Consider the following 25,283-nt stretch of genomic DNA (forward strand, 5'->3'; position numbering starts at 1 on the left):
AACCAATTAAAATAAATTTACCTATTGCAATAAATAACCTTAGCTGATGAAATCAGCACATAAATCACTAACTCATTTGGTTATTTTTTTGCCAAAAGTCAGAATTATTGCTACCGGAAGGTGGTTCATACTCCTTATTGCCGCACTTGTTTGCGGTAGCGCTGGCTATTTTTCAAAGAAAATAGAATTTATTCCTGTGCCTCCTCAAACTGGTCGAACTTTAACCTGCCAAACCGAGTTACAAAATAATTTAGATACCTTTTCAGTGTATGTCACAGATGGGTCTATCGCGAATATGGCGTTAGAACGTTTATGCGACAACAAAATCATCAAAAGGCAATTTGGCCAAGTCAGGGTCATCGTCGGGCAAAGCGACTATGATACCTTTCGATATATAAACCACGGAGTGGTCGATTTAGCGCTAATTAAACGTAATGTAGTAGATGCTTTCGGTGCAGATCAAATTTATGGTTTAACCCTAATCGCCTCGCACCCCAATTACAGCGCTTTCTTTATATCTCAGCGTGAAAAACCCCTGCTTGAAAAAGAGTACTTGCTTGGCAAGCGAATTGGCCTGCTCGATTACCCTTCCAGCCGCTCAGGGCACATAGTTCCAAAAACCATACTTCAAAACCTTGGGTTAACTGAGAATAACGTGAACATTGTGTACTTCAATTCCCACAAAGATTTGCGCAGAGCATTGCTTGCTGGTGAAGTTGATATTATTTCATCGTACTGGGCCGAAGAAGATGCGCAAATTTTGTCCAAGAACTATGCAACGCCTCTATTAAAAAGTGTTAGCGGCATGCAATGGTTTTTGAAGATGCAAATGCAAAACACTGATTTACTCTGCGCCATGCAGTCTGTAGTGAAAGACATAGCCGATTCTCACGCACGTCCCTATTATAAAACCCTAGTTCTCGTGAATGGATGTAGTGAAGATGAGTAGTATGATGTCAACTGTTCGCCCATTTACCCTAATCTGTGCACTGATACTCTTTGCGGTACTTCAAATCATCAGTACGTTTGGTCAGATTATTGGTATCCAGTCTGCTCGCCATAATGCGAAAGACAATGTAGAAAGAAGAATAATATTGGACAGTGCGTTTCTTGATGTTGGGAATGCAACACTAAACACACCCGTAAACACCTATGCGGTGGGGCGCTATATCGCGACTATTAACGAAGATTTAGCGGCTGATAATTATCCTATTAGAGTCGCATCAATTCAGGGGGTAAGCGCTGATGTAACTTACCCTGAATACAGCTTATCCCATACACTTGTATTTGAAAACGCTGAGCAACAAATTACACTAACCATGCAATCGCTTCCCATGTATCAAAACCTAACGTTTAGTTGGTGGGCGTTAGTAATATCAGTATTGCTCGCGCCAGCGTTTGCAATCCCTAGACAGCGAAAGGCAAAACATACTGTCAGTGAAGAGTTAGTTGCCCCACCTAAGCCTAAACTGGTTATCAATTTACGAGATAAGACGTTAGGGAATAGCGTGAATGACACCGTTGTTATATTGCAAAACAAGCCTCTTTGCTTTTATACAGCGCTTGTCAAATATTGCACAGAGAACCCAGATCACCCGCTTCCCCCACATAAAGATGTACCTATTGAGCTTATTACACTCGCCAATAAAGCTTTTTCGCGATTAATTGAGTTAGGGCATACAAAACGTAAAAGGCCAGACTTTAACGCTAATTTAGACAAGACGTTAAGTGAAATCAGGGCATCACTTGATGAGGTGTTTGCTTTGTATCCTGAGGAGAAAGAACGTTATTATCCTCCACGTGCCCAAGGTGAAGGCTCTCGTTCAAAACAACACTCTTATGCGCTTACAAATTTATCTCCTGACGATGTCGAAATCATAGGGAATTAGCTATTTTTTAATCAACTATGACCGTAATATGAAAATAAATTAAGAAATGAAAACGCGCTCAAATTAAGCGAATGTTATTGATTCGGCTAGCAAATAGCGATCCATTTGACCAATTGGTATGAATATAACATTGATTCATAGAGGTTAAACGCGTATCTTTGCTCCAATAAAATCAGCTTTCTAAGATTATGCAATCGCCTTTAATTATTGCCATTTCTGGAGCTTCAGGCTCTGGAAAGTCACTGTTTACCGAAAATTTGTTTAACGGCTTCTCTGCTCAAGGAAGGCCTGTGCAAGTGCTTCGCGAAGATCATTACTATCGCGCACAAGACCACTTGCCCATGGAAGCACGAGAGAAAAACAATTACGATCACCCCAACGCCTTTGAGCATGAATTGCTTAAAGCGCATTTGCAAGCACTTAGAGATGGTCAGCCTATTGATTATCCTCACTACTGCTTTAAAACGCATACTCGCCTGCCGGACACCGAACGTTTGAACCCAGCGCCAGTCATTATTCTTGAAGGAATTATGCTGCTTGCCCGTGCAGATCTTCTGCCACTTTATGACGTTAAAATCTTTGTCGATACCCCACTCGATATTTGTCTTATGCGCCGCATGATACGAGATATTAAAGAGCGTGGGCGCACTATCGAGTCAGTTGCCAAACAGTACGAAGAAACGGTAAAACCCATGTATCACCAATTTATCGAGCCAAGTCGGTTCACTGCTGATGTAGTAGTTACACAAGGTGGTAAAAACCAAATTGCTCTAGATGTGATCAAATCTCACATACAGCAAGCGCTTCTATAAAGGATTGATATTATGGTGAGTTTATTGGGCATTGCAGTCCTTTTAGGTATTGCATTCGCGCTTTCGTCGGCGAAACGCAGCATTAGTTTGCGTACTGTCGGTGGCGCCTTTGCTATGCAAGCTTTAATCGGCGCATTTGTTCTGTATTCTGAGCCTGGCAAAGAAGTTCTGTTAGCAGCAACAGGGTTTGTTGCTAACATCATTGCCTACAGTCAAGATGGAATTAACTTTCTCTTTGGTCCTATTGGCGATAAGTCCATTGCATTTATATTCGCCTTTAATGTGTTGCCCGTTATCGTTTTCTTTTCATCACTTATTGCGGTGCTATATCACTTAAAAGTGATGGGCTTAATTATTAAAGTGATTGGTGGCTTCCTTCAAAAGGTATTAAGAACCAGTCGTCCTGAATCTATGTCAGCGGCAGCAAACATATTTGTAGGGCAGACAGAAGCCCCATTGGTAGTTCGCCCTTTCATACCTCATATGACGCGTTCTGAGCTATTTGCCGTGATGGTAGGTGGCCTAGCCTCTATTGCTGGTTCAGTAATGGCGGGTTATGCGGGTATGGGCGTAGACTTAAAATACTTACTCGCTGCAAGCTTTATGGCGGCGCCTGGCGGTATGTTGATGGCAAAAATTATTCTGCCAGAAACGGAAGAACCTAAAGACGGCTTAAGCGAAATAGACGCTGAAGACACCGGCTACGCCAATGTCTTCGATGCAGCTGCTAGCGGTGCTGCATCTGGGATGACACTCGCATTAAACGTGGGCGCTATGCTACTTGCATTCATCGCCCTAATTGCTATGTTCAACGGCCTAGTGGGTTGGACAGGGGGTTTATTAGGGTATGAAAACGTCACCTTTGAAGGGATTATGGGTTACATTCTTCAACCCTTAGCATGGGCAATTGGCGTTCCATGGGAAGAAGCGCAGATAGCAGGAAGCTTTATAGGTCAGAAAATGGTCGTTAACGAATTTGTGGCTTACCTTAACTACCTTGAGCACCAACCTAACCTGTCTGAATCAACGCAAGCTATTGTCACTTTTGCACTTTGTGGTTTTGCAAACTTGTCCTCTATTGCTATTTTGATGGGTGGCATTGGTGCTATGGCACCTACACGCCGAAAAGAAATTGCTCAGTTAGGCCTAAAAGCAGTTGTTGCGGCAACGCTATCAAACTTGATGAGCGCAGCGCTTGCAGGCTTTTACTTAACACTTGGCTAAACTGTCAGATTGAAGTACTAGATTAAGTTTTAGGCTAAGTTTTTGCCCAAATGTAGACTAAATGGTCTACATTGATTACATTAGGCTTCTTAGATGACGTTGACTGATTTAAGTCAACTACCAAAGCTTTTTTGGCGGCCCGTCTACCTTTATAATGCCGCAATCAAAATAAACGGGATAAAGTTATGCAATTAGTTGCTGTTGATTACACGGCGGAAAACGCCCAAGAAGAATTCGTTAAGTCACTACGAGAGACGGGCTTTGGGGTATTGAAAAACCACCCAATTCAACAATCACTCGTGCAAGGCATTTACGATAGCTGGCAAGGATTTTTCGATAGTGAAGAAAAAAATGACTACCTTTACAACAAAGGCAAGCAAGATGGATTCTTCCCTCAAAGTGTTTCAGAGGTAGCCAAAGGCTTCACGAAAAAAGATATTAAAGAGTACTTCCATTATTACCCTTGGGGTCAATGCCCTGACGAACTTCGTCCTTTACTATCGCAGTACTATTCAGAAGCAAACACGCTTGCTTCTGAGCTTTTAGGTTGGATTGAGAAACATTCGCCAGAAGAAGTCAGCGACAAATATAGCCAACCCTTAGGCGACATGATCAAAGATTCAGATCAGACCCTATTACGTGTACTTCACTACCCACCTTTAAGTGGCGAAGAAGAAGTGGATGCTATTCGCGCGGCGGCTCACGAAGATATTAATCTTATTACTATCCTTCCTGCTTCTAACGAACCTGGGTTACAAGTAAAAGCGCAAGACGGCAGTTGGTTAGACGTACCTTGCGATTTTGGTAGCCTGATTGTGAATATCGGTGACATGCTTCAAGAAGCTTCAGGTCACTACTTCCCATCAACCACTCACCGTGTTGTGAATCCAGATGGCGCAGACATGACCAAGTCGCGTATTTCATTACCACTGTTCTTACACCCTCGTCCGGATGTAAAGCTTTCAGAACGTCATACTGCAGGTACATATCTGCAAGAGCGTTTGAAAGAACTAGGTGTTATCTAGAGAGTGCTATTCTCTTAAAATAAAGCCACGTTTTAACGTGGCTTTTTTGCTAGTACGATTTATTGACACTTATGCCACTTTAAATAGGTAATCACCTATGCGTCGAGTAGCTAGTAATTGCGAGCAATCGTAGAAAGCTTGCTCATGTAACGATTCTCATCTTGCGAATTGGGCGCAAATTGAATAGCACGTTTTATATATCGTTCAGCGTTATTGATGTCACCTAGCTCGTAATATGATTTGGCCAACCCGAAGAGCACCTCGTGTCTTGTATTGTCTAAGCGAAGCGCCCGCTGGAAGTGTTCCAATGCGTCTGCAAACTCCCCGTCATCCAATGCTTGCTCCCCTAGAATGAAATGATAAAAGGGGTTTTCTTTTCGTTGCGCTTCTACCCTCGCTTTAATCTCTGCTGATTTATCAAATAGCCCTTGGTGGTAATACAAAATGGACAAGTTGTCCCATGCTGTCAGGTTCTTTTCATCGATATTTAAGGCGAAACGATAACTTTGCTCGGCGGCTTCAAATGCATCTACCATACGGTACAACACACCTAGATTAACCCAACTTTGTTGTAACTCTGGTGATAACACCGCAGCAGCCCTAAAGTAACTATATGCCCGAGTATAACTGTTCGCGATAAGCGCATCAGCGCCTTTATTGTTATAGAACATAGACAGTACAAGGCGCTTCGTAACGGGTACACGTGGGAAGTGCGTTCTAATCATTTGCGGGTCAAAATCAACATCTGCGCGACTTGGTCCGATGTTAGTCACTAACGGGTTTTTAGGTACATTTATGGTTAAGTTAACGTGACCATTTAAGAAACTGAAGCCGTCACGTCGGGTCCAATATTCGGGTATATCTACTTCATAGAATGTGGCATCGTAGCCCGCGTACTGAGCCATAGCATAAGTCATGATAGACAAAGAAAGGCAGTTCGCCGAACGATTATAAAACGTCTCACTAGCAATCGAATTCGCATTGCTGCGGTACAATAACCCCATTTCAGAATGATCAAAAATTGATGAGATCAGGCCTTTTACGTTGGTTGTCTTTCCTCCTGACTCAAAGACCGCCTCGTCTACAAATAACTGAGCATCTTCTTCTAGTGCAAAGACTTCCTCTTCCGTTTCAATCGGAAAAGACGCATAGCTTGGAAATAAATGATCGTGTAATGCTGGATAAGGATTCTTGGCAACAACAGGCGCAGTGCTAGCACAACCTAGCATAGCTGAACTGAATAAAACGAGTAGTGCGATAATAAGTTGTCGAAGTAACATAAAGCAGCCCTCCCCTATTAACACCTTAGAGAAGTATAGCGCAGCCAGTGAAATTTAACATTATATTTACATCCGCACCTAACCTGTCTCTTTCTATTACGTAAACTTAATCATCATATTTGGTAGAGGGCACGTAACCATTCTCGCGACATCAATTTATGTTCTACCACAATTAAAGGAAGGTATTTATGGTTAAGTTAATCCCGTTAGTAATGATGAGCTTGATAAGTCTATCAGCATTTGCTGGGCATCATATGGAATCGAAGAAGGCAGATATCGTTGATACTGCAGCTAGTAAAGAGATGTTTTCTACCTTAGTGGCGGCAGTTAAAGCTGCGGATTTAGTTGATACATTAAAAGGTGATGGGCCTTTCACGGTATTCGCCCCAACAAACAAAGCGTTCTCTAAGCTACCAAAAGGCACTGTAGAGATGTTACTTATGCCTGAAAACAAGGCATTACTAGCACAAGTGCTTACTTATCATGTGGTGTCAGGTAACGTGATGGCTGAAGATGTTATGTCGTTAACCAGTGCCACTACCGTAGAAGGCACTGATGTTACTGTGGTTACCGCCATGGGAAAAGTGATGATTAACGACGCTACCGTCATTAAAGCCGATGTAAATACATCAAACGGTGTCATTCATGTTATCGATACCGTTTTACTTCCAGCTGAAGTTAAAAAAGCACTATAGTTCATTTTAGATAAGTAGCGGGCTTCCGCTACTTACCCCCTTTCATGTAAAACAACACTTCAAAACTCATCAGCACTGATGTTTTTGTAATCCATAACCTTCTTGTTATTCGTATACCCATCAATCAGCTTACAAGGAAGAAGTTATGTTCACTGTATACACCTACGCTATCGCGGGCCTTGCGGTAATCATTTTTACGGTATTAGTTCAAAATATCGTTGCCGCAGTCGCGCATCGTAAACAATCATCTTATGTACCAGGAAAAGTCGCAGAAGACTTGAGTCACAATAGCTTTGTGTTTAGAAGCCATAGAACGTTTCACAACTCACTTGAGAACGTAAATCAATTTATTATTCCAGCAATACTGTGCATGTTCGTTGGCGTGGCCCCACTTTATATGGCTATATTAGTCTGGGTGTATGGCTTATGTAGAATCGTTCATATGGCACTATACTATGCGGTAGCGACAGAGAGTAACCCAAGTCCAAGAACCTATTTTTATATGATTGGGCTGGTAATCAACCTAATATTGTATGTGCTTCTCTTTATGGCGTTAATATAGATATAAAAAAATGTTAATAATTAAACTTATGTTTAATGCATTTTTTACACACACCGCGCTACTCTGGGTTTAACGTTTCCAAATAGTTGAAAACGGCTGCGTTGTAGGTAAAGGACTCACATGTTTATTGAGCAAGTAAATAAACGAACATTATCGGACTGCCACTTATTAATTGTAGATGATCAAGCAAGCTCTCGAGTGATTTTAGAAGGCCTTCTTGGTGATATGGTAAGTTGTACATCAGTTTCTTCAGGTGGAGCAGCGCTAGCTTATTGTGACGAAAACACGCCCGACCTGATTCTGATGGATGTTAATATGCCAGGCATGAATGGCCATCAGGTTGCAAAGACCTTGCTTGAGAACCCGAGTAAGTCTGACATTCCGATTATTTTCGTCACTGCCACAACCTCAGACGAAGCCCAATCAAAATGCTGGGATTCTGGCTGTGTAGATTTTGTGACCAAACCCTTTAATGCGTGTACGTTACGAAATCGTGTTAAAGCGCACCTCAATCATAAGCTCAAAAAAGACCTGTTAGAAAACCTCATTTATATCGATAGGCTAACAGGAGCATACAATAGGCATTATTTAGAAGACTACCTTCCGCGCTTTATGAAAGATGGCAAGCGGAGCCATAATTCCCTTTCTCTTGTACTTTTCGACGTTGATTATTTCAAACGTTACAACGACAGATACGGGCATATGGAGGGTGATAGCTGCTTATGGAAGCTTAGCAAAGCGGTTAAAGATAGCTTATTGCGCCCTATGGACAAACTAGTTCGGGTGGGCGGCGAAGAGTTTCTAGTTATTCTACCTTGCACCGATGAGGAAGGCGCAAAGTTGGTCGCTGATCGTATTTTGGCCACCGTGTTCAACTTGGATATCGCCCATGCTGACTCAAACCATGCAAGGGTTACCATTAGCGCTGGTATTGCGACAAAAAAACCAGACGACAGCAAAACCATCGACTTCACTATGCTTCGGGCTGACAAAAACTTATACGCCGCAAAAGGGCAAGGTAGGAATTGTGTCGTAAGTAGTGTGGAAACGGCTCACTATGTAATGGAGTAGGAAGCTTAAGTAATATGTTAAAGCCTAGTCTAGGATAATTTATTAAGGTTTAACCACCCCAAGTGTTTTCCTTCCGAGGGCTTTAGTGTGCGACAAGTCCGCCAAACAACTTTGTTGTGTTAGCCCCAATGACGCAAGCTGTGCATAACATAGGAGTAACGCTGCCATGGCATCTTCTAATGCGTTGTGTTGAGGCACCTCCGGTAAACCGGCCCTTAGTAAACATGCTCCTAGAGAAGCGCTATTAGGGGGAATGACTTCATGCTTTTTTTTCAATTCATACAAAGCAAGTTGCAAGGTGTCGATGTAGTAAACCTCTTGTGCTGGCAAGTTTAAGCGCCTGAATACCGCATCTAGCACCGCCAAATCTAAATTCGCATTATGGATAACTAAAACCTTCGAGGGTAACTGTGCGATAAATTCAGTCAGTACATCCTCTATTTTTTCGCCCTTTGCAATATTATCCTGAATAAGTCCATGGATAACGGGGCTTTGCCCTAAAGACGCATTGGTTTTCACAATGCTATAAGCGCTAGTCTCTAAAGCAATGCTACTATTTCGCCCACATACCCAGCCAAAAGAGGTAATTTCTGACTCATTGGCGTTTAAAGAGGTCAGCTCTAAATCAATAGACATCAGGGTAGTGTCTTGTAAGGTCGCGCCTTTAAACCTATCGAATGACGCTTGTCCACGCCCAGATAACCAATCACTTAACCATTGCAGCATACTTACGCCATACCGCCAGAGAAATTCATGATAATCGCTTTCTGTGCTCTTTCAATGGCTTGAAACGATGCCTTTAGTTGATGCCGTTCTATGGAAGATAAAGACGACACTGACACACTATTATCGGCCACGTTATGCTGAAGTTGATGCCGCCATCGTAAGCGATTTAAAAATATCCAAATATCCCGCAAATTCGCGGCATCCTTGGTTGAAAGCTCTGAATTTTCGGGCAGCAGAGATAGTCTCGCAAGCGTACCAGGTACCGATATACCTCCTGCTAAGGCATAAATACGCACAATATTGTTTATCAATGCCACCGCGCGTACTTTTAAATCAATCGTATCTTTTAGTTTCCCTCCCTTTTCATAAGTAAACTTTTGAAACATAGAAAGGGGCACAGAAACTTCATTTGCATGACGAGACAATGCAGCGAGAAACAAACTTTGTTTAAGCAAAGGCATACGTTGGTGTTGTAGCGTTTTAAACAAACCCACATCACCCGCAGCGCAGCGTGCATCGAGGAAGATATTAAAGTGCATAATGGCATCTTTGGTAGGCGCATTTACCCATTGCCGCGCTTGCTCAACCGCTTCTTCTAGCGATAACCGAAGCTCAGGGTTGCTCGCCATAATATTACCACTGCATAGTTTAATACCACATTTTGCCAACCCCTTGCAGACATAGTCAGCCATGGCAGCAAAGTAATCAGCTTGCTCTTTCGTGGGCGATTCAGCTAAAAGCAGCGCGTTGTCTTGATCAGATCCCATTGTCTGGTCTTCTCTCGCTTGTGAGCCATATACTAGCCACGAAAACATCATACCGGCTTTACCGTGATCTTGCTGAAAGAACCCAATCAGTTTTCGCGTCATAATATCGGTTGCCTGAGAAAGCACTTTACCCGCAATATCATAATCGCCAGCGTGTTTAGCGTGTGCAGAAAAGTAATGCGGTAGCTGCCACGCTAAACGTGTTAATTCGTACAAACTGCTCGCTTTCGACAATTCACCAATAATAAAAAGTACGCTGCCTCGTTGGTGGCGGACAATATCGCTGGCCGTGACCATACCTACGGGTTCCTGACTGTCTTTATCTAATATAGGTAAATGATGAATGTTTTTTTCGGTCATTAACGCCATGGCGTCAAATAACGTTAGGTTACTGGCAACATTAGCCGGCGACGAGGTCATAACACTGCTAACAGGGTTCGTCAGATCAACGCCAGCAGCAACCACTCGGGAACGTAAATCCCTGTCGGTAACGATACCGACTAGCTGCCCTGCTTCAGTGATTAAAAGGGAAGATACCCGGTTATCCGTCATCAACTGAGCCGCTTGTTGAATAGGGGTATTTACGTCTGTGCCAATGGGGGTTTTCTCTGTTAAGTCATAAAGTGGTTTATACAACCACATAGATTTAGACTCAGTAATGGCTTGATTTTGCAGCGCATCATGTCTCAAACCATTAAAAAAGGTAGCGATGCTATCGTAACGAAGAAGCGCTTTAAATGGTGCTTCATGGAAGCTATACACCAGACCAGGGCTCTCTACCGTCACCGCCATCGGATAATCACTACCATCCAAAATACGCTGAAAACCAAAATAGTCTCCTTCGCTGACATAACGCGGATTTTCTTGCCCTGCACTTACTGAAAACTGACCACTTTGAATGAGATAAATTCGGCGAGATTGCCCAATCAGGGTATCTAGATTTTCTTTTGTTACATAGAGCAATTCTGCCGAGGTAAGTAAATCAGTTAACGATTCCACATCGAGCGTGTCAAAGGGCGCTGAAGCAGCAACAAAATCTGCGACTTGCTGGGCAATAGCTGTCATATGTAATGCTCCTGAAACGATAAAAACCAACTCGCCTTTTAGAGTCTCCTCTTAGAACGAGTTGGTTTGGAAAAGGCTCGACCACGTGCCGAGCATCAGTTTGCTGTTTTACTATAGCTTCTAACAGTTAGTGTGCAGATGCCTCGCCCGCGCCTTTCGGATAGCGAATGCTCTCTACCAACTCTTGGATTTCTTCCGGCGCCTCATCGGTAAACTTAAACACGATGAAAGCAACAAGGAAGTTAACCATCATACCCAAGGTACCAATACCTTCTGGAGAAATACCAAACCACCAGTTTTCAGGTACATTTGCCGCAGGGTTCACAAACTTGAAGTAAATAATGTAGGCAGCAGTGAAAGCAATACCTGCAACCATGCCCGCAATTGCGCCTTTATCATTCATTCGTTTGCTAAAGATACCCATAATAATGGCAGGGAAGAAACTGGATGCCGCCAGACCGAACGCGAAGGCGACCACCTGCGCCACAAAGCCCGGTGGATTTATCCCAAAGTATCCCGCAATAACAATGGCTACACCCGCCGCAAGTCGTGCATAAAAAAGCTCGGACTTATCGGTAATATTGGGCGCAAAGTTGCGCTTCAACAAGTCATGAGACACAGATGTGGAGATAACAAGCAGTAAACCTGCGGAGGTAGACAGCGCTGCGGCAACACCACCTGCGGCAACTAATGCAATGACCCATGCCGGTAAATTCGCAATTTCTGGGTTAGCCAACACCATAATGTCACGGTCGACTTTCATTTCGTTGCGCTCATCACCAGAGTAAAACATCACACCATCACCGTTCTTATCGTTGAACTCGATAAGCCCAGTTTGCTCCCAGTTTTTAATCCACGACGGTGCTTGCTCGTAACTTGTTCCGGTTAGCTCAGGCCCGTTAATGGTTTCAATCATATTCACTCGTGCAAACGCAGCCAGCGACGGCGCAGTGGTATACAAAATAGCAATAAACGCGAGTGCATAACCAGCAGACTTACGTGCATCATGTACTTTCGGTACGGTGAAGAAGCGAACGATAACGTGAGGTAATCCAGCCGTACCTACCATCAATGCAAAAGTAATAAAGAAAACATCAATGGTACTCTTAGTGCCGGACGTATATTCATGGAATCCGAGCTCTACCGACAGGTTGTCGAGTTTCTGCAAAATATGCATCCCTGACCCATCTGCGAGCGTGGCGCCGAACCCCGTTTGTGGAAGAATATGGCCTGTTACCATGATAGAGATAAATACCGCAGGCACAATATACGCAAAAATCATTACGCAAAACTGCGCAACTTGGGTATAGGTAATGCCTTTCATGCCACCTAGCACCGTATAGAAAAACACGATAACCATGCCGATAACCACACCAACCACGATGTCGACTTCTAAGAAACGACTAAATACTACGCCCACTCCTCGCATTTGCCCTGCCACATAAGTAAAGCAAACAAAGATGGCACAGAAAACCGCAACGGTTCTTGCGGTCTGTGAATAGTAGCGGTCGCCAATAAAATCCGGTACAGTAAATTTACCGAATTTACGTAGGTAGGGCGCTAGACACAAGGCAAGTAATACATAGCCTCCTGTCCATCCCATTAGGTAAACTGCGCCGTCGTATCCCATAAAGGATATAAGTCCGGCCATTGAAATAAATGACGCTGCCGACATCCAGTCTGCAGCGGTAGCCATACCGTTTAATACGGGAGGTACACCGCCGCCAGCAACGTAAAAGTCGTTAGTAGAACCCGCTCTAGCCCATACAGCTATGGCGATATATAGCGCAAATGTTGCGCCTACAATAATAAATGTTAGTAGTTGAACGTCCATGGTATTACTCCTCGTTTACGCCATAACGTTTATCCATCGCCTTCATCTTTGACATATAAACAAAAATTAGAGCGACGAACACATAAATGGAACCTTGTTGCGCAAACCAGAAGCCCAGTTTAAATCCAAAAAAGTGGATATTGTTTAGCACATCGACAAACAAAATGCCGGCGCCAAACGACACCGCAAACCAAACGACTAAAAGCTTGGCAAGGAGAGACAAGTTCTCCTTCCAATACGCTTTTTTGTCGTCATCATTTCTAAATGCCATTGTTCCGTCCTCATGTCAGGTTAATCAATTGTTTTATTTTTACATTTTCCTAACGCCCGGCTTTGCTAACATTATTGCCAAGCTTTCTCGTTCAGACCAACTGGCCTTAGACCGGCAAAAGTCAAGCACTTAGGAGCACGATGTATACTCTAGACCTCACCATTAAAATTCCAAATGAGACCATGGTCGTAGGTAGACCATGGTCGAAATGCTTATAATGCACACAGACTTGTTAACTATTGGTTAAAGGAAATTCATGACGTTCGGTTGGGTTACGCTTGCGGTACTGTATTTATTTTTGCTTTTTTCTTTGGCGAGTTGGGGCGATAAGAACTCGCCGCGAGCACGAGCGTTAACCTCGCACCCAGCGATCTACTCGCTGGCACTCGCAATATATTGCACGGCGTGGACATTTTTCGGCATGGTGGGTCAAGCCAGTCGCGACACATGGATTTACCTGCCTATTATGTTAGGGCCAATCTTGGTCTATGTGCTCGGGTACCGATTTATTTATAAGCTGACGCTGGTAAGTAAAAAGCAACATATCACCACAATTTCTGACTTTATCGCGTCTCGTTATGGGAAGCGCCAAACCGTCGCTCTGCTAGTGACCGTTATCGCACTACTGGCAACCATTCCCTATATTGCGTTGCAGTTAAAAGCGATTGGCTCCACTTTTCAGCTGTTAACCCAACAGCCTAATAGTAATTTTATCGTAATTGCTGCCACTACGTTTATTGCTGTATTTGCGATTTATTTTGGTACTAAACATGCCGATGTAACCGAGTACCGCAGAGGGTTAATGCTCGCTATCGCCTTTGAGTCTACTATTAAGTTACTGGCGTTGGTGTTAGTTGCTTTTGTGGGCTACAGCGCGTGGCGACAAACCGAAACAGGCCCTTTTCTAGAAACCTTTGTGAATACAGCTGCACTTTCACAATTTAGCTCATTCAACTTTATCGCCCAAACCATCATGGCCGCGGCTGCCATTGTATGTCTGCCTCGACAATTCCATGTGGCGGTGATTGATAACCTTAGTCTTTCGCATTTAAAAACAGCCCGATGGTTGTTTCCCCTTTATCTCGCAATTATTTCTACGGTTATTCCCATTATTGCTATTGCGGGTAAAGCTATTTTTGCTGGCGCCAGCGTTGAGCCAGACTCCTATGTATTGTCACTCGCCATGTTCTCTGGCTCGGCCTGGCTACAGGTTATTGTATTTGTAGGAGGGTTATCAGCCGCAACTGCAATGATTATTGTGGCAACCCTAACCTTAAGCACCATGTTAACCAATGATGTGATCTTGCCCCGCTATTTAGCGTTTCGAGGAAACTCTGCGCAAAAAAGAGACTTCTCTGCGCAGATACGCCTTATCCGGCGTATTGTTATTGGTTTTATATTGCTAATGGCGTTCCTATACCATCAACAAATGACCAGTAGTCGCTCGCTACACTCAATTGGACTTATCGCGTTTTCATTAGTTATTCAGTTAATGCCAGCGATCCTCGGTGGATTATATTGGAAGCGCGCGCATGCCCATGGTGTGTACGCGGGCTTGTTAGTTGGAATTATACTTTGGGTGCTGTGGTTAGTGTTCCCACTGGTAGGAAAGCAAACATCACAATTTGCTAATAACGAGCTTATCAGCCAAGGTGCGATGATAAGCCTTGGTGCTAATACCGTGATGTATATTATTTTCTCTTGGTTTGCCCCGCACCGGCTCATCGACAGAATTCAAGCCGAAGCCTTTGTGTCTCCTGCTGTGGTTAAAAACAGTGTAGTAAAGGGGCCAAATAGTAATGTAACGGTATCTGATCTTATTACGCTACTATCGACCTTTATGGGCACAGGTCGATGCGAACAGCTTATTGAGCAATATCAGCATCTCAACAGTTGTATCTTGAACCATCAAGCTTCTCCCGATGAAGACTTTCTTACGTTTTGTGAACGGGCGCTGGGGGGGGTTATCGGTGCTTCCAGCGCCAAAGTGTTATTAGACAGTGCACTGCGTGGCAAGAAAATGGACTTCACGGAAGTGATTAACTTTTTCGACGACACCACACAGGCCATGCAATTCAATATGACCGCGCTGCTGACCTCGTTGGAGAATATGGACCAAGGTATTAGCGTAGTGGATAAACATTTAAATTTAGTGGCTTGGAATAAGCGGTACGCAGCGCTATACACCTATCCTGAAGATTTTCTTGCGGTGGGCATACCGATTGAGAAACTTATTCGCTTCAATGCATCACAGGGGGAATTTGGCAAACTGGACGTAGAAGCGGAAGTCGAAAAGCGCCTAGAACATTTGCGCTCTGGTACCCCCCACCGATTTAAACGACAACGAAAAGATGGCCGCGTGATAGAAATGGTGGGCAATCCCTTACCTGGGGGCGGCTTTGTTACTAGTTTCAATGACATCACCGATCACATTGAGATTCAACAAGCCCTTGAAGAATCTAACATCGACTTAGAAGCCAGAATTAAACGGCGTACCGAAGAAGTGCATACCATTAACGCCGAACTGCGGCTTGAAATAGAGCGTCGCTCTGGTGCAGAAACTGAACTTATACGCGCTAGAAAGGCAGCTGAAGATGCAAATGCCAGTAAAACTCGCTTTCTGGCACTTGCCAGTCATGATGTACTTCAACCTCTCAACGCCGCCAAGCTATATATATCAGCGCTAGAGGAACAAGAACTATCGAATGGGGTACACGAAATTATTCAAAAACTGCATCACTCAGTGACCTCAAGTGAAGCACTTATCGGTACGCTTTTAGACATTTCACGCCTAGATCAAGGTGAAATGAAACCAGATATTGAGCCCGTGGATGTACACGCTCTGCTCAGCCCGCTTATCGACGACATAAGAATGCGGGCACTGGAAAAAGGCCTTTCACTGCGCGTATGGGTGAAACCCCTATGGGTAATGGCGGATAAAACCTACTTGTACCGAATTATGCAGAATTTGCTGTCAAATGCTGTGAAATACACCCAAAATGGTAAAGTTGTATTGGTTATAAAACCCGTAAAATCAGCCGTTTCTTTTCGTGTTTACGACACGGGAATTGGAATTTCGGAAGATAAAAAAGATAACATCTTTAGTGATTTCTACCGCATTAATCAAAGTGCAGAGCATGGTATTGGCTTAGGTCTAGGCGTGGTACGTAGGTTAAGCCAACAGTTGGGTAGCGATATAACCGTGTCGTCCTCACCGCAAAAAGGTAGCTGCTTTACCTTTACCCTACCAAAAGCTCAGCCAGGCTCTTCAACAAGTACGGCAGCTAAGCCTAAAAACACAACCTTCACTGGACTGCAGGTACTTTGCGTAGATGATCAACGGGAAAACTTAGATGCAATGCAAACGCTGCTAGCGCGCTGGGGTGTCAAGGTGATGGTGGCGGGGTCTTGGGATGAAGCCCTTGCCCTTATTGAGCAAACATTACCTCAGATATTATTGATGGACTATCAATTAAGCCACGATGAAACGCAAAACGGCTTAGCCTTAATAGACAAGATTAGGTTCCAGCTTGATGCCATATTACCCGCCGCGCTTATCACAGCCACACCAGATGAAGATTTAGTGGCTAAATGTAAGGAGCAAGGGGTTAACTACCTATCTAAGCCGCTAAAACCTGCAAAACTAAGAGCGTTACTTCAAAGCATGACTCGCCATATTCGGGAGTCACACTATACCGATAGCGACTAAATTTGCGGGTCGCTTTTCACCCTGCTCTTTTTCGTCGGTTTATCGGTTTTTTCTTCTATTTTACCCGCCGTCGTTGGGGTTACTTTACCCATGGTGCCCCACGCTGATTTGGGATTAATAAGCACAGGACGAGTTAAAATTAGGTTATTGGGGTACATGAGGGTTTCGCGCTCAGAAGTAACCAGCCGAGTACTAAATGGCCCTAAGTCAGCAATATAACCCTCTATAAAATTATCGCCATCGAGGATACGAATAAAATTTCCTCGGCGATACGCAACGTTCGTCAACAGTATGAAGTAAGCGGTAATATTGCTTATTAATGACCAGCTGGCGAAAAGCGCTACTCCAGTTACTGTGATAATAGAGGTTGATAATACCAATAGGCCTGAGAAGTCTATTCCCCACGCAAGCAGCAATAACGCTAGCGATACTGTAGCCACGATAACTCTTGCGGCAAATAATCCTTTGATTGCGCTGGTAGACTTTAATTTGGTTTTCTCGATATTGGTTTCAAGTTTGGGTAGGATTTTTCTTGAAGCCGCCAAATAAAAAAGCAAAACCAACCCACTCCAAATAAGGTTTGATTGGTAGCTCGTAAGCCAAACCAATACCTCTTGCCACCACTGCATCATAGTAAAAAACTCATTATATCCTCATGTTACCCCATGCTATCGCGTAACGATTTTGAGTTCATCCAGATATTACTGTCGCCACCACAATAATAATTCGTAAGACCATTAATAAAAGCTGCTTTATGATGCGCGCCAATTCGCTGTACAACGACTAATCTGGCTATGCACCTAAAAAGGTGCTAATGATTAAACAGCACTTTTTTAAAAAATTTATAACCACAGGCAATTTACAATGCGCATAGCGATTTTATCCCGGAATTCTCGTCTCTATTCTACCTCTCGTTTAGTAGAAGCAGGTCGTGCTCGCGGTCATGAAGTAGATGTTATTGATACCATGCATTGCTATATGGATATAACCAGTTCGCGGCCATCTGTGCGCTATAAAGGTAAACGCCTGCCTTATTACGATGCGGTTATTCCTCGCATTGGTGCTTCTGTTACTTTTTACGGCACCTCTGTGGTACGTCAATTCGAAATGATGGGTACTTACAGTGTTAATGAGTCTGTGGCAATTAGTCGTTCTAGAGACAAGCTACGTTCTCTACAATTACTATCGCGCAAAGGCATTGGCATGCCGCGTACAGGCTTTGCCCATCACCCTGATAAAATAGAAGACGTGATAAAAACCGTGGGTGGCGCACCAGTGGTCATTAAACTGCTTGAAGGTACCCAAGGTATTGGTGTGGTATTGGCTGATACCCATAAAGCGGCTGAATCAATTATTGAAGCCTTCATGGGATTAAATGCCAGTATCTTAGTTCAAGAATTTATCAAAGAGGCCGGTGGCTCTGATATTCGATGCTTCGTGGTAGGCGGTAAAGTCGTTGCCGCGATGAAACGTCAAGCTGCACCGGGTGAGTTCCGCTCTAACCTTCATAGAGGCGGTCAAGCCAGCTTGGTAAGACTAAGCCCAGCTGAACGCAAAACTGCCGTAGATGCAGCCAAGACTATGGGCTTGAATTGTTGTGGTGTAGACATTTTACGTTCAAACAACGGCCCCGTGGTAATGGAAGTAAACTCGTCGCCAGGTTTGGAAGGCATTGAAAAAGCCACTAACAAAGATGTCGCCGGTATGATCATTGAATTTATTGAAAAAAGTGCAGAGCCGCACAAAACGAAGACGCGAGGTAAAGGCTAAGTGGCAGTGGATAATTTAGTCATTGGTGGGCAAAGTATCGCGCCAGGTGAATCGGTTAAAATTGAGCTGGAGATGCCCCCATTATACACCGCGACAAACATGAGTATTCCCGTTTATGTTACCCGAGGTAAACGCCCTGGTCCTACTATGTTTGTGAGTGCCGCTATTCACGGTGATGAACTAAATGGTATTGAGATTGTAGGCAGACTCATTCGCTCACGGGCCATTGAACGGTTAAGAGGTACCCTTATCGCGGTGCCCATGGTTAACGTGTATGGCGTGTTGAACCAGTCTCGCTATTTGCCAGATCGCCGCGACCTAAACCGCAGCTTTCCTGGCAGCAAAAAAGGCTCGCTTGCAGGTCGACTAGCCAACTTGTTCTTGAAGGAAATTGTGCAAAAGTGCGATGTAGGCATAGACCTGCATACTGGTGCAATCCACCGCAGTAATTTACCGCAAATTCGCGCAGACCTAGACGACCCTGAAGTACTAGAGATGGCAAAGGCGTTTGGCGTTCCCGTATTATTAAATGCTGAGCTGCGGGAAGGTTCCTTACGAGAAACCGCTAGCGAGAGTGGCGTTAAAATTTTGCTCTATGAAGCAGGGCAAGCCCTTCGATACGATGAGTTCTCAATTCGAGCTGGGCTTCGCGGTATTATTAATACCATGCGTCATTTGGGTATGCTGAATAAGAGCCGCAGTAAAGGCCATAGTATTGAACGGTTTATTGCCCGCCAAAGTGGCTGGATACGGGCAACAGAAAGTGGCTTTGTTACCCATTTAGCCCAATTGGGCGACCATGTGAACAAAGGGGATAAATTGGCGACTATTGCCGACCCATTTGGTGGGTATTTGGCCAGTATTGAAAGTCCAGCCGAGGGCGTGGTGGTGGGTAAACAAAACATACCACTGACTCAAGAAGGAGAAGCGGTATATCATATTGCCTATTTCTCACAACCCGATACAGTGGCAGAACACGTTGAGTTATTGCAAGACAACCTGCTACCAGGTGAAGCGGAATATACTTGATTTAAGGCGAATACATGACAAATAAGAAAGTAGTGGGTGCGGTTGAGTTATGCGACCTTCCTGCCTTTACCATCACAGATTTAAATGTTCGGGTTGATACTGGCGCAGCAACCTCCTCTTTGCACGTAGATAACATTGAAGAGTTTGATGTAGATGATGAATTGTGGATACGCTTCGATATCCACCCTGATATTCATAATGTTGATAGAGTGGTAAGAAGAGAAGTAAAAGTTGAAGGAAAAAAACGGGTAAAAAGCTCAACCGCCACAAGAGAGAAGCGTTATGTGATAGTAACGCCTATAATCATGGATAGTGTGCAATGGGATATACAGTTAACCCTAACAGACCGCTCTGAAATGACCTACCTTATGTTACTTGGCAGAGAGGCCATGAGCGGCCGCTTTTTGGTAGATCCTGAGCACGACTTTTTACTAACAGGGAAGGATTAATAGTCGATACAATGATAGGACATACGATTAGCCGAACTATACTTACGTCAACACTCCTACTGCTAAGTGGCTTATTCACTCCACTAGGTCTAGCAGGCGAGGTCACTCACTCGTCTAGCCTAGAAAAGAACAGTAAAGCAGCGTTGCCTCATAGAATGCTGCGCCTTCCTAATGTTCACCCTGGTCGAGATCCCGTTTACGCATACGCCAAAACACTACTCTCAAAAGCACTGGAAGTGACAGAAGATAAGTATGGCACCTTTGAGTTACAAGTCAGTAAACAGGAAATTGCGCAAGAGCGCCAATTAAGAAGCTTAGAGCACGACATGTTAGATGTAACGTGGAGTGTGTCTTCTATCGACAGAGAAAAACAACATCGGGCAATACGTATTCCTATCATGGGCGGATTTTTTGGCAAGCGCATTATGCTTATTCGCGCCGACGATAATCGCTTCGATAACCCGTTAACGCTTGAGAGCCTAAAATCAATGCGTGCGGTGCAAGGCTACGACTGGCCTGACACCCGAATTTTTCGTCACAATGAAATTCCCGTCCTTGAAACTACTTATCAAGCATCATTTCGAATTGTCGCTGAAGGCTTTGCCGATATGTTTCCGCGCAGTGTAATGGAAATAAAACATGAATTAGACAAGCAACCTGACAGCACATTGAAAATTGAGCCCCATTTGTTGGTGTCTTACGACAGTCCTTTGTTTTACTTTGTTGCATTAGATCAGGAAGCCTTGGCTAACCGAATCAGTGAAGGGCTTACTATCTTGCTAGAATCTGGAGAATTTCAGACATTCTTAAAGGCGCAGCCTGTTTACCAAGAAAGCACGATGCTAATGCGTGGGCGTACTGAGATTGAAATTGAGAACCCTTTGTTAAGCGAACAAAGTAAGGCTGCACTTAAGCATTATCTTACTTATTTTGAACCCGCTTTGCTTGTTGAGCCTGTTGAAGTGCCGCTAGAAAAGACTAGTGATCACTTGTAGCAGGCGGCTCTAGCTCTAGTTGAGATGCAATTAATACCGCTTGAGTACGATTATTGATGCCAAGCTTTTTGAAAATGGCGGTAACGTGGGCTTTTACCGTGGCTTCGGCAATATCTAAATTATAACCAATTTGCTTGTTAAGTAACCCGTCTCGCATAAAGCACAGTACTTTGTATTGTGAAGGCGTTAGTGAAGCAACATTATCTGCAAGCTCAGAAAACTCCTCGTCAATCTCATCTACACTATCGCTTAAATTAGGTGGCAGCCATACGTCCCCATCTAAAATGGCTTGTACCGCATTGGCAATATCACCCGAGCTGGCAGTTTTAGGGATAAATCCCAGCGCCCCGGCACTCATGATTTTTGATATAAGTTGGGTATCTTCCGTGCCAGACACTACCGCTACAGGTACGTCAGGAAACAGTTTACGAATGTGAATTAACCCGAAAAGGTCGTTGCTGCCTGGCATATGTAAATCAAGCAGCAACAAGTCGATATCCTCGCGATTGAGAATATCGACTGTCGATGTTAAATCACCAGCTTCTGATAGCGTCAGCGCTGGTAAAGACAATGACAAAGCGCCTCTTAAGGCATCCCGATACAACGGATGATCATCGGCAATTAACAGGGTTGTCATTGCATTATCCTTTATGATTTGTTTAGTCGCTCCTCAATGAGTGTATCAACAACTGACGGATCCGCCAATGTAGATATATCACCAAGTTGCTCATGTTCGTTCGCGGCAATTTTACGCAAAATACGACGCATTATTTTACCTGAACGGGTTTTAGGTAGGCCAGCCGACCACTGTATTTTATCTGGTGTCGCAATGGGGCTAAGCTCTTGTCTAACCCAGTTTTTAAGCTCTGTGGTTAGCGCATCATCAACGGCAACACCGTCAATTGGGGTAACATAAACATAAATACCCTGCCCTTTAATATCATGTGGGAAGCCCACTACAGCTGCTTCGGCCACTTTGGGATGGGCCACTAATGCACTCTCAATTTCAGCGGTGCCTAAACGGTGACCAGATACATTTAACACGTCATCTACACGCCCTGTGATCCAGTAGTAGCCATCTTCATCACGCCTTGCACCGTCACCGGTGAAGTATACACCTTTGTACGCACTAAAGTAGGTACTGATAAAGCGTTGATGATCGCCATACACAGTTCTAGCCTGGCTCGGCCAACTATCCTTAATCACCAGATTACCTTCGGATGCCCCCTCAAGTTCATTTCCTTCAGCATCAAAAAGCGCAGGTTGAATACCAAAAAATGGTCGCGTAGCTGACCCAGGCTTAAGTGCTGTCGCCCCCGGCAATGGCGTTATCATATGACCACCGGTTTCAGTCTGCCACCACGTATCCATGATAGGACAACGGCTTTGACCAATTACTCGGTGGTACCATTCCCACGCTTCAGGATTAATAGGTTCACCCACTGTACCCAGTAAACGTAACGATGAAAGGTCACAGCCCTCAGCGGGTTTATCACCGTGAGCCATCAATGCACGAATAGCGGTTGGTGCGGTGTAAAGGCTGTTTACTTTGTATTTTTCTACTATTTGCGCGATACGTCGCACGTCAGGATAGGTAGGAACACCTTCAAAAAACACCTGAGATGCACCGTTAATCATAGGGCCATACACCATATAGCTATGCCCAGTGATCCAGCCTACATCGGCAGTACACCAGTAAATATCATTATCTTGATAGTCAAAGGCGTATTTAAATGTCATTGCGGTATAAAGCAAATAGCCACCGGTAGTATGCACTACACCCTTAGGGGTGCCCGTTGAGCCCGATGTATATAAGATAAAGAGTGGATCTTCCGCGTTCATTACTTCAGGCTCACACGTCGTGGAGCACTCAGCCACAAGCTCATCCCACCATACATCGTGACTTTCGTTCCACGCTACATCTTCGCCTGTCACTTTCTTAACGATTACGTGAGTAATTGAGGGGCAGGCCCCCTTTGACAAGGCCTTATCTACATTGGCTTTTAAAGGTACAGATCGCCCCGCTCGGCGGCCTTCATCTGCTGTAATAACTACCTTAGCATCGCTGTCGTTAATACGATCGGCAATCGCATTCGGCGAGAAGCCACCAAAAATAACGGAGTGAATAGCACCAATACGGGCGCACGCCAACATAGCGTATGCAGCATCGGGGACCATAGGCATATAGATAGCGACTCTATCGCCTTTAGTTATACCAAGTGATTTAAGTGCATTAGCTAATTTACAGACTTCATCATGCACTTCTTGAAAGGTAATATCCTGGCTTTCTTCAGGGGAGTCACCTTCCCAGTGAATGGCCACTTTATCAGCATTGTCTGCTAGGTGGCGGTCGATACAGTTGTAACTGGCATTTAACTCGCCGTCTTCAAACCATTTTATGGAAACATCATTGTCACCAAAATGGGTGTTTTTCACTTTGGTCGGCTTTTTAAACCATTCAAGTAAGTTTGCGTGTTCAGCCCAAAATGCTTCAGGGTGTGCTACAGAATTAGCATACATCTCAGCGTACTGAGCATCCGTTAAATGGGTCGTACTTTTAATTGCGTCAGGAACAGAAAAAATCTTACTGGCAGTCATAAAAAATTGCCTCCAATATCAATAATGTGAAATGCTTTTATATACTAAACACTGTAATGATTAGACTATAAAGTAAAAATGCGACTTTGGTCTTACGATTCACGGACTTTAGTCCTAGGAATTCGACTGCTCGCCAATTACGACTATAGTCGTATGCGACCATTAGCTTATTCCAATTTGTATCAAGGTCGGCAAACCTATAGAAGTTAACTTTGAATTTACATTTATTTAACCACACTTTAGGGCAAATATAATGAAAGCCACAATAAAAAACTCAGTGCTAGCCGTATCGTTAGCACTTGCAGCGTCTAACGCCACTCTCGTTAGCGCCGCTGCCTTAGGCGATACCAGCGTTAAATTCACCGGCTACATAAAAGCCGATGCGATGGTGAGCAACTACTCTGAGGGCACGCTAGGTTCCGGTAGTATTGGGCGAGATTTTTACATACCCTCGCTGACTCCGGTTTCAGGCGGCGATGAAGGCACCCAATTCGATGCACATATTCGTCAATCCCGCTTTAGATTTAGCACCAACACGCCAACAGCGGAAGGTGACGAAATCAAAGGGGTATTAGAATTAGATTTTATCGTCACTAGCGGTGGTGATGAACGTATTAGTAACTCTTATACACCCCGTGTTCGCCACGCCTACATTCAGTATAAAGAATGGTTAGTGGGTCAAACATGGACCACATTTATGGATGTGGGTTCCCTGCCGGAATCTCTTGATTTCATTGGTACGACAGACGGCATTACATTCGGTAGACAAGTTATGGTGCGATACACCAACGGCGGTTTACAATTGGCGTTGGAAAACCCTGAAACTACAGTAACACCCAACGGTGGTGGCGGACGTATTGTAGCTGACGATAATGCCGTTCCTGACTTTGTTGCAGCTTACACTGCTAAACAAGACTGGGGTTACGTAAAAATAGCAGGCCTTGTACGTCAACTTTCATATGATGACGGCAGTGGTATAGATGCCGATGAAACCAGTTATGGTGTCGCCTTGTCAGGAAAATACAAACTATCGAACGGCGATGATATTCGCTTTATGGTGAATACAGGCCAAGGGATGGGTAGATATTCCGCATTGAATGCCGCAAATGGCGCAGTCATCACAGCCGATGGCGATTTGGAAGCTATAGATTCAACGGGTTATGCTATTGCCTATCGTCACCTTTGGAACGACAGAATGCGAAGCAGCATCATGTTTTCAGCATTAGATATTGATAACGACACTAACCTTACCGGTCTTAGTGTGACAGAAAGCAGCTACAGCGCACGTGCTAACTTACTGTATTCGCCTACCAAAGCGCTTACCTTTGGTGCAGAGTACGCGTTTGCACATCGCGAAATTGAAGAAGGTTTGGAAGGTGATATGAACCGCCTTCAGGTTTCTGCAAAATACGCATTTTAATCTGATACTTATCAGTAATGAATACGGGCGCCTCTTGAGGCGCCCTTTTTATCTTCGCCTGTCTGCATACGTATTCACATTGTTTACATTTA

Annotated in this window: 22 protein-coding genes; 14 read left to right on the top strand and 8 right to left on the bottom strand. The window is 44.1% G+C overall.

Annotated elements, in window-relative coordinates:
* Positions 1-88: 88 nt before the first annotated feature.
* From FLAVO9R_RS17255 to FLAVO9R_RS17275, 5 genes are all read left to right on the top strand, one after another.
* On the top strand, positions 89-949 hold the full coding sequence (locus FLAVO9R_RS17255) for a PhnD/SsuA/transferrin family substrate-binding protein (protein ID WP_232370691.1): 861 nt from the start codon (positions 89-91) through the stop codon (positions 947-949).
* Between the two features lies 1 nt (position 950).
* Entirely contained in the window at positions 951-1,889 is a 939-nt protein-coding gene (locus FLAVO9R_RS17260) for a hypothetical protein (protein WP_232370692.1), read from the top strand.
* Between the two features lie 188 nt (positions 1,890-2,077).
* Complete coding sequence (gene udk / locus FLAVO9R_RS17265) at positions 2,078-2,701, top strand: uridine kinase (protein ID WP_061997908.1); 624 nt, start codon at positions 2,078-2,080, stop codon at positions 2,699-2,701.
* Positions 2,702-2,713: 12 nt separating this feature from the next.
* Positions 2,714-3,925 (top strand): NupC/NupG family nucleoside CNT transporter, encoded by a 1,212-nt coding sequence (locus FLAVO9R_RS17270; protein WP_159533348.1) that lies wholly within the window; start codon positions 2,714-2,716, stop codon positions 3,923-3,925.
* A 185-nt stretch (positions 3,926-4,110) separates the two neighbouring features.
* Positions 4,111-4,950 (top strand): isopenicillin N synthase family dioxygenase, encoded by an 840-nt coding sequence (locus tag FLAVO9R_RS17275; RefSeq protein ID WP_061997909.1) that lies wholly within the window; start codon positions 4,111-4,113, stop codon positions 4,948-4,950.
* Positions 4,951-5,060: 110 nt separating this feature from the next.
* Here the strand turns inward: FLAVO9R_RS17275 and FLAVO9R_RS17280 are convergent, their stop codons facing one another.
* Positions 5,061-6,230 (bottom strand): tetratricopeptide repeat protein, encoded by a 1,170-nt coding sequence (locus FLAVO9R_RS17280; RefSeq protein WP_159533350.1) that lies wholly within the window; start codon positions 6,228-6,230, stop codon positions 5,061-5,063.
* A gap of 188 nt (positions 6,231-6,418) precedes the next feature.
* Here FLAVO9R_RS17280 and FLAVO9R_RS17285 point away from each other — a divergent pair, with 188 nt between their 5' ends.
* The 3 genes from FLAVO9R_RS17285 to FLAVO9R_RS17295 all read left to right on the top strand — a co-directional run bounded on the left by FLAVO9R_RS17285 (position 6,419) and on the right by FLAVO9R_RS17295 (position 8,558).
* Positions 6,419-6,925: a fasciclin domain-containing protein gene (locus tag FLAVO9R_RS17285; protein WP_159533352.1), complete on the top strand. Its 507-nt coding sequence runs from the start codon at positions 6,419-6,421 to the stop codon at positions 6,923-6,925.
* Between the two features lie 145 nt (positions 6,926-7,070).
* Positions 7,071-7,487, top strand: a complete 417-nt coding sequence (locus FLAVO9R_RS17290; RefSeq protein WP_159533354.1) for an MAPEG family protein — start codon at positions 7,071-7,073, stop codon at positions 7,485-7,487.
* A 120-nt stretch (positions 7,488-7,607) separates the two neighbouring features.
* Positions 7,608-8,558 carry a GGDEF domain-containing response regulator gene (locus tag FLAVO9R_RS17295; protein ID WP_159533356.1) on the top strand — a complete coding sequence of 317 codons (951 nt, stop codon included), beginning with the start codon at positions 7,608-7,610 and terminating at the stop codon, positions 8,556-8,558.
* Positions 8,559-8,600: 42 nt separating this feature from the next.
* On the opposite strand, the gene FLAVO9R_RS17300 is transcribed toward FLAVO9R_RS17295, so the two are convergent.
* The 4 genes from FLAVO9R_RS17300 to FLAVO9R_RS17315 all read right to left on the bottom strand — a co-directional run bounded on the left by FLAVO9R_RS17300 (position 8,601) and on the right by FLAVO9R_RS17315 (position 13,221).
* Positions 8,601-9,284: a 3'-5' exonuclease gene (locus tag FLAVO9R_RS17300; protein ID WP_159533358.1), complete on the bottom strand. Its 684-nt coding sequence runs from the start codon at positions 9,282-9,284 to the stop codon at positions 8,601-8,603.
* Positions 9,285-9,286: 2 nt separating this feature from the next.
* Positions 9,287-11,116: a DUF294 nucleotidyltransferase-like domain-containing protein gene (locus FLAVO9R_RS17305; RefSeq protein WP_159533360.1), complete on the bottom strand. Its 1,830-nt coding sequence runs from the start codon at positions 11,114-11,116 to the stop codon at positions 9,287-9,289.
* A gap of 127 nt (positions 11,117-11,243) precedes the next feature.
* Positions 11,244-12,950: a sodium:solute symporter family protein gene (locus FLAVO9R_RS17310; protein ID WP_159533362.1), complete on the bottom strand. Its 1,707-nt coding sequence runs from the start codon at positions 12,948-12,950 to the stop codon at positions 11,244-11,246.
* A 4-nt stretch (positions 12,951-12,954) separates the two neighbouring features.
* Positions 12,955-13,221: a DUF4212 domain-containing protein gene (locus tag FLAVO9R_RS17315; protein ID WP_057789264.1), complete on the bottom strand. Its 267-nt coding sequence runs from the start codon at positions 13,219-13,221 to the stop codon at positions 12,955-12,957.
* A gap of 256 nt (positions 13,222-13,477) precedes the next feature.
* Here FLAVO9R_RS17315 and FLAVO9R_RS17320 point away from each other — a divergent pair, with 256 nt between their 5' ends.
* Positions 13,478-16,930: a PAS domain-containing hybrid sensor histidine kinase/response regulator gene (locus tag FLAVO9R_RS17320; RefSeq protein WP_159533364.1), complete on the top strand. Its 3,453-nt coding sequence runs from the start codon at positions 13,478-13,480 to the stop codon at positions 16,928-16,930.
* On the opposite strand, the gene FLAVO9R_RS17325 is transcribed toward FLAVO9R_RS17320, so the two are convergent.
* Positions 16,927-17,562 (bottom strand): mechanosensitive ion channel domain-containing protein, encoded by a 636-nt coding sequence (locus FLAVO9R_RS17325; protein ID WP_159533366.1) that lies wholly within the window; start codon positions 17,560-17,562, stop codon positions 16,927-16,929. The two genes, FLAVO9R_RS17320 and FLAVO9R_RS17325, sit on opposite strands and share 4 nt — an antisense overlap.
* A 232-nt stretch (positions 17,563-17,794) precedes the next feature.
* Here FLAVO9R_RS17325 and rimK point away from each other — a divergent pair, with 232 nt between their 5' ends.
* From rimK to FLAVO9R_RS17345, 4 genes are read left to right on the top strand one after another with little or no spacing between them, the layout of a single operon-like run.
* Complete coding sequence (rimK, locus tag FLAVO9R_RS17330) at positions 17,795-18,700, top strand: 30S ribosomal protein S6--L-glutamate ligase (protein WP_013782564.1); 906 nt, start codon at positions 17,795-17,797, stop codon at positions 18,698-18,700.
* A gap of 6 nt (positions 18,701-18,706) precedes the next feature.
* A complete protein-coding gene (locus FLAVO9R_RS17335) occupies positions 18,707-19,729 on the top strand; it encodes a succinylglutamate desuccinylase/aspartoacylase family protein (RefSeq protein ID WP_159534707.1) in 1,023 nt (340 codons plus the stop codon).
* Between the two features lie 14 nt (positions 19,730-19,743).
* Positions 19,744-20,178: an ATP-dependent zinc protease family protein gene (locus tag FLAVO9R_RS17340; protein ID WP_159533368.1), complete on the top strand. Its 435-nt coding sequence runs from the start codon at positions 19,744-19,746 to the stop codon at positions 20,176-20,178.
* 11 nt (positions 20,179-20,189) lie between these two features.
* Positions 20,190-21,173, top strand: coding sequence for an amino acid ABC transporter substrate-binding protein (locus FLAVO9R_RS17345; protein ID WP_159533370.1), 984 nt, complete (start codon positions 20,190-20,192; stop codon positions 21,171-21,173).
* On the opposite strand, the gene FLAVO9R_RS17350 is transcribed toward FLAVO9R_RS17345, so the two are convergent.
* Positions 21,157-21,810 (bottom strand): response regulator transcription factor, encoded by a 654-nt coding sequence (locus FLAVO9R_RS17350; RefSeq protein ID WP_013782560.1) that lies wholly within the window; start codon positions 21,808-21,810, stop codon positions 21,157-21,159. The two genes, FLAVO9R_RS17345 and FLAVO9R_RS17350, sit on opposite strands and share 17 nt — an antisense overlap.
* A gap of 11 nt (positions 21,811-21,821) precedes the next feature.
* Positions 21,822-23,771: an acetate--CoA ligase gene (acs, locus tag FLAVO9R_RS17355; protein ID WP_159533372.1), complete on the bottom strand. Its 1,950-nt coding sequence runs from the start codon at positions 23,769-23,771 to the stop codon at positions 21,822-21,824.
* A gap of 253 nt (positions 23,772-24,024) precedes the next feature.
* On the opposite strand from acs, the gene FLAVO9R_RS17360 reads away from it, so the two are divergent.
* On the top strand, positions 24,025-25,191 hold the full coding sequence (locus FLAVO9R_RS17360; RefSeq protein WP_159533373.1) for a DcaP family trimeric outer membrane transporter: 1,167 nt from the start codon (positions 24,025-24,027) through the stop codon (positions 25,189-25,191).
* Positions 25,192-25,283: the final 92 nt, after the last annotated feature.

It is taken from the genome of Alteromonas sp. 38 (assembly GCF_902506055.1).
Classification (GTDB): Bacteria; Pseudomonadota; Gammaproteobacteria; order Enterobacterales; family Alteromonadaceae; genus Alteromonas; species Alteromonas lipotrueae.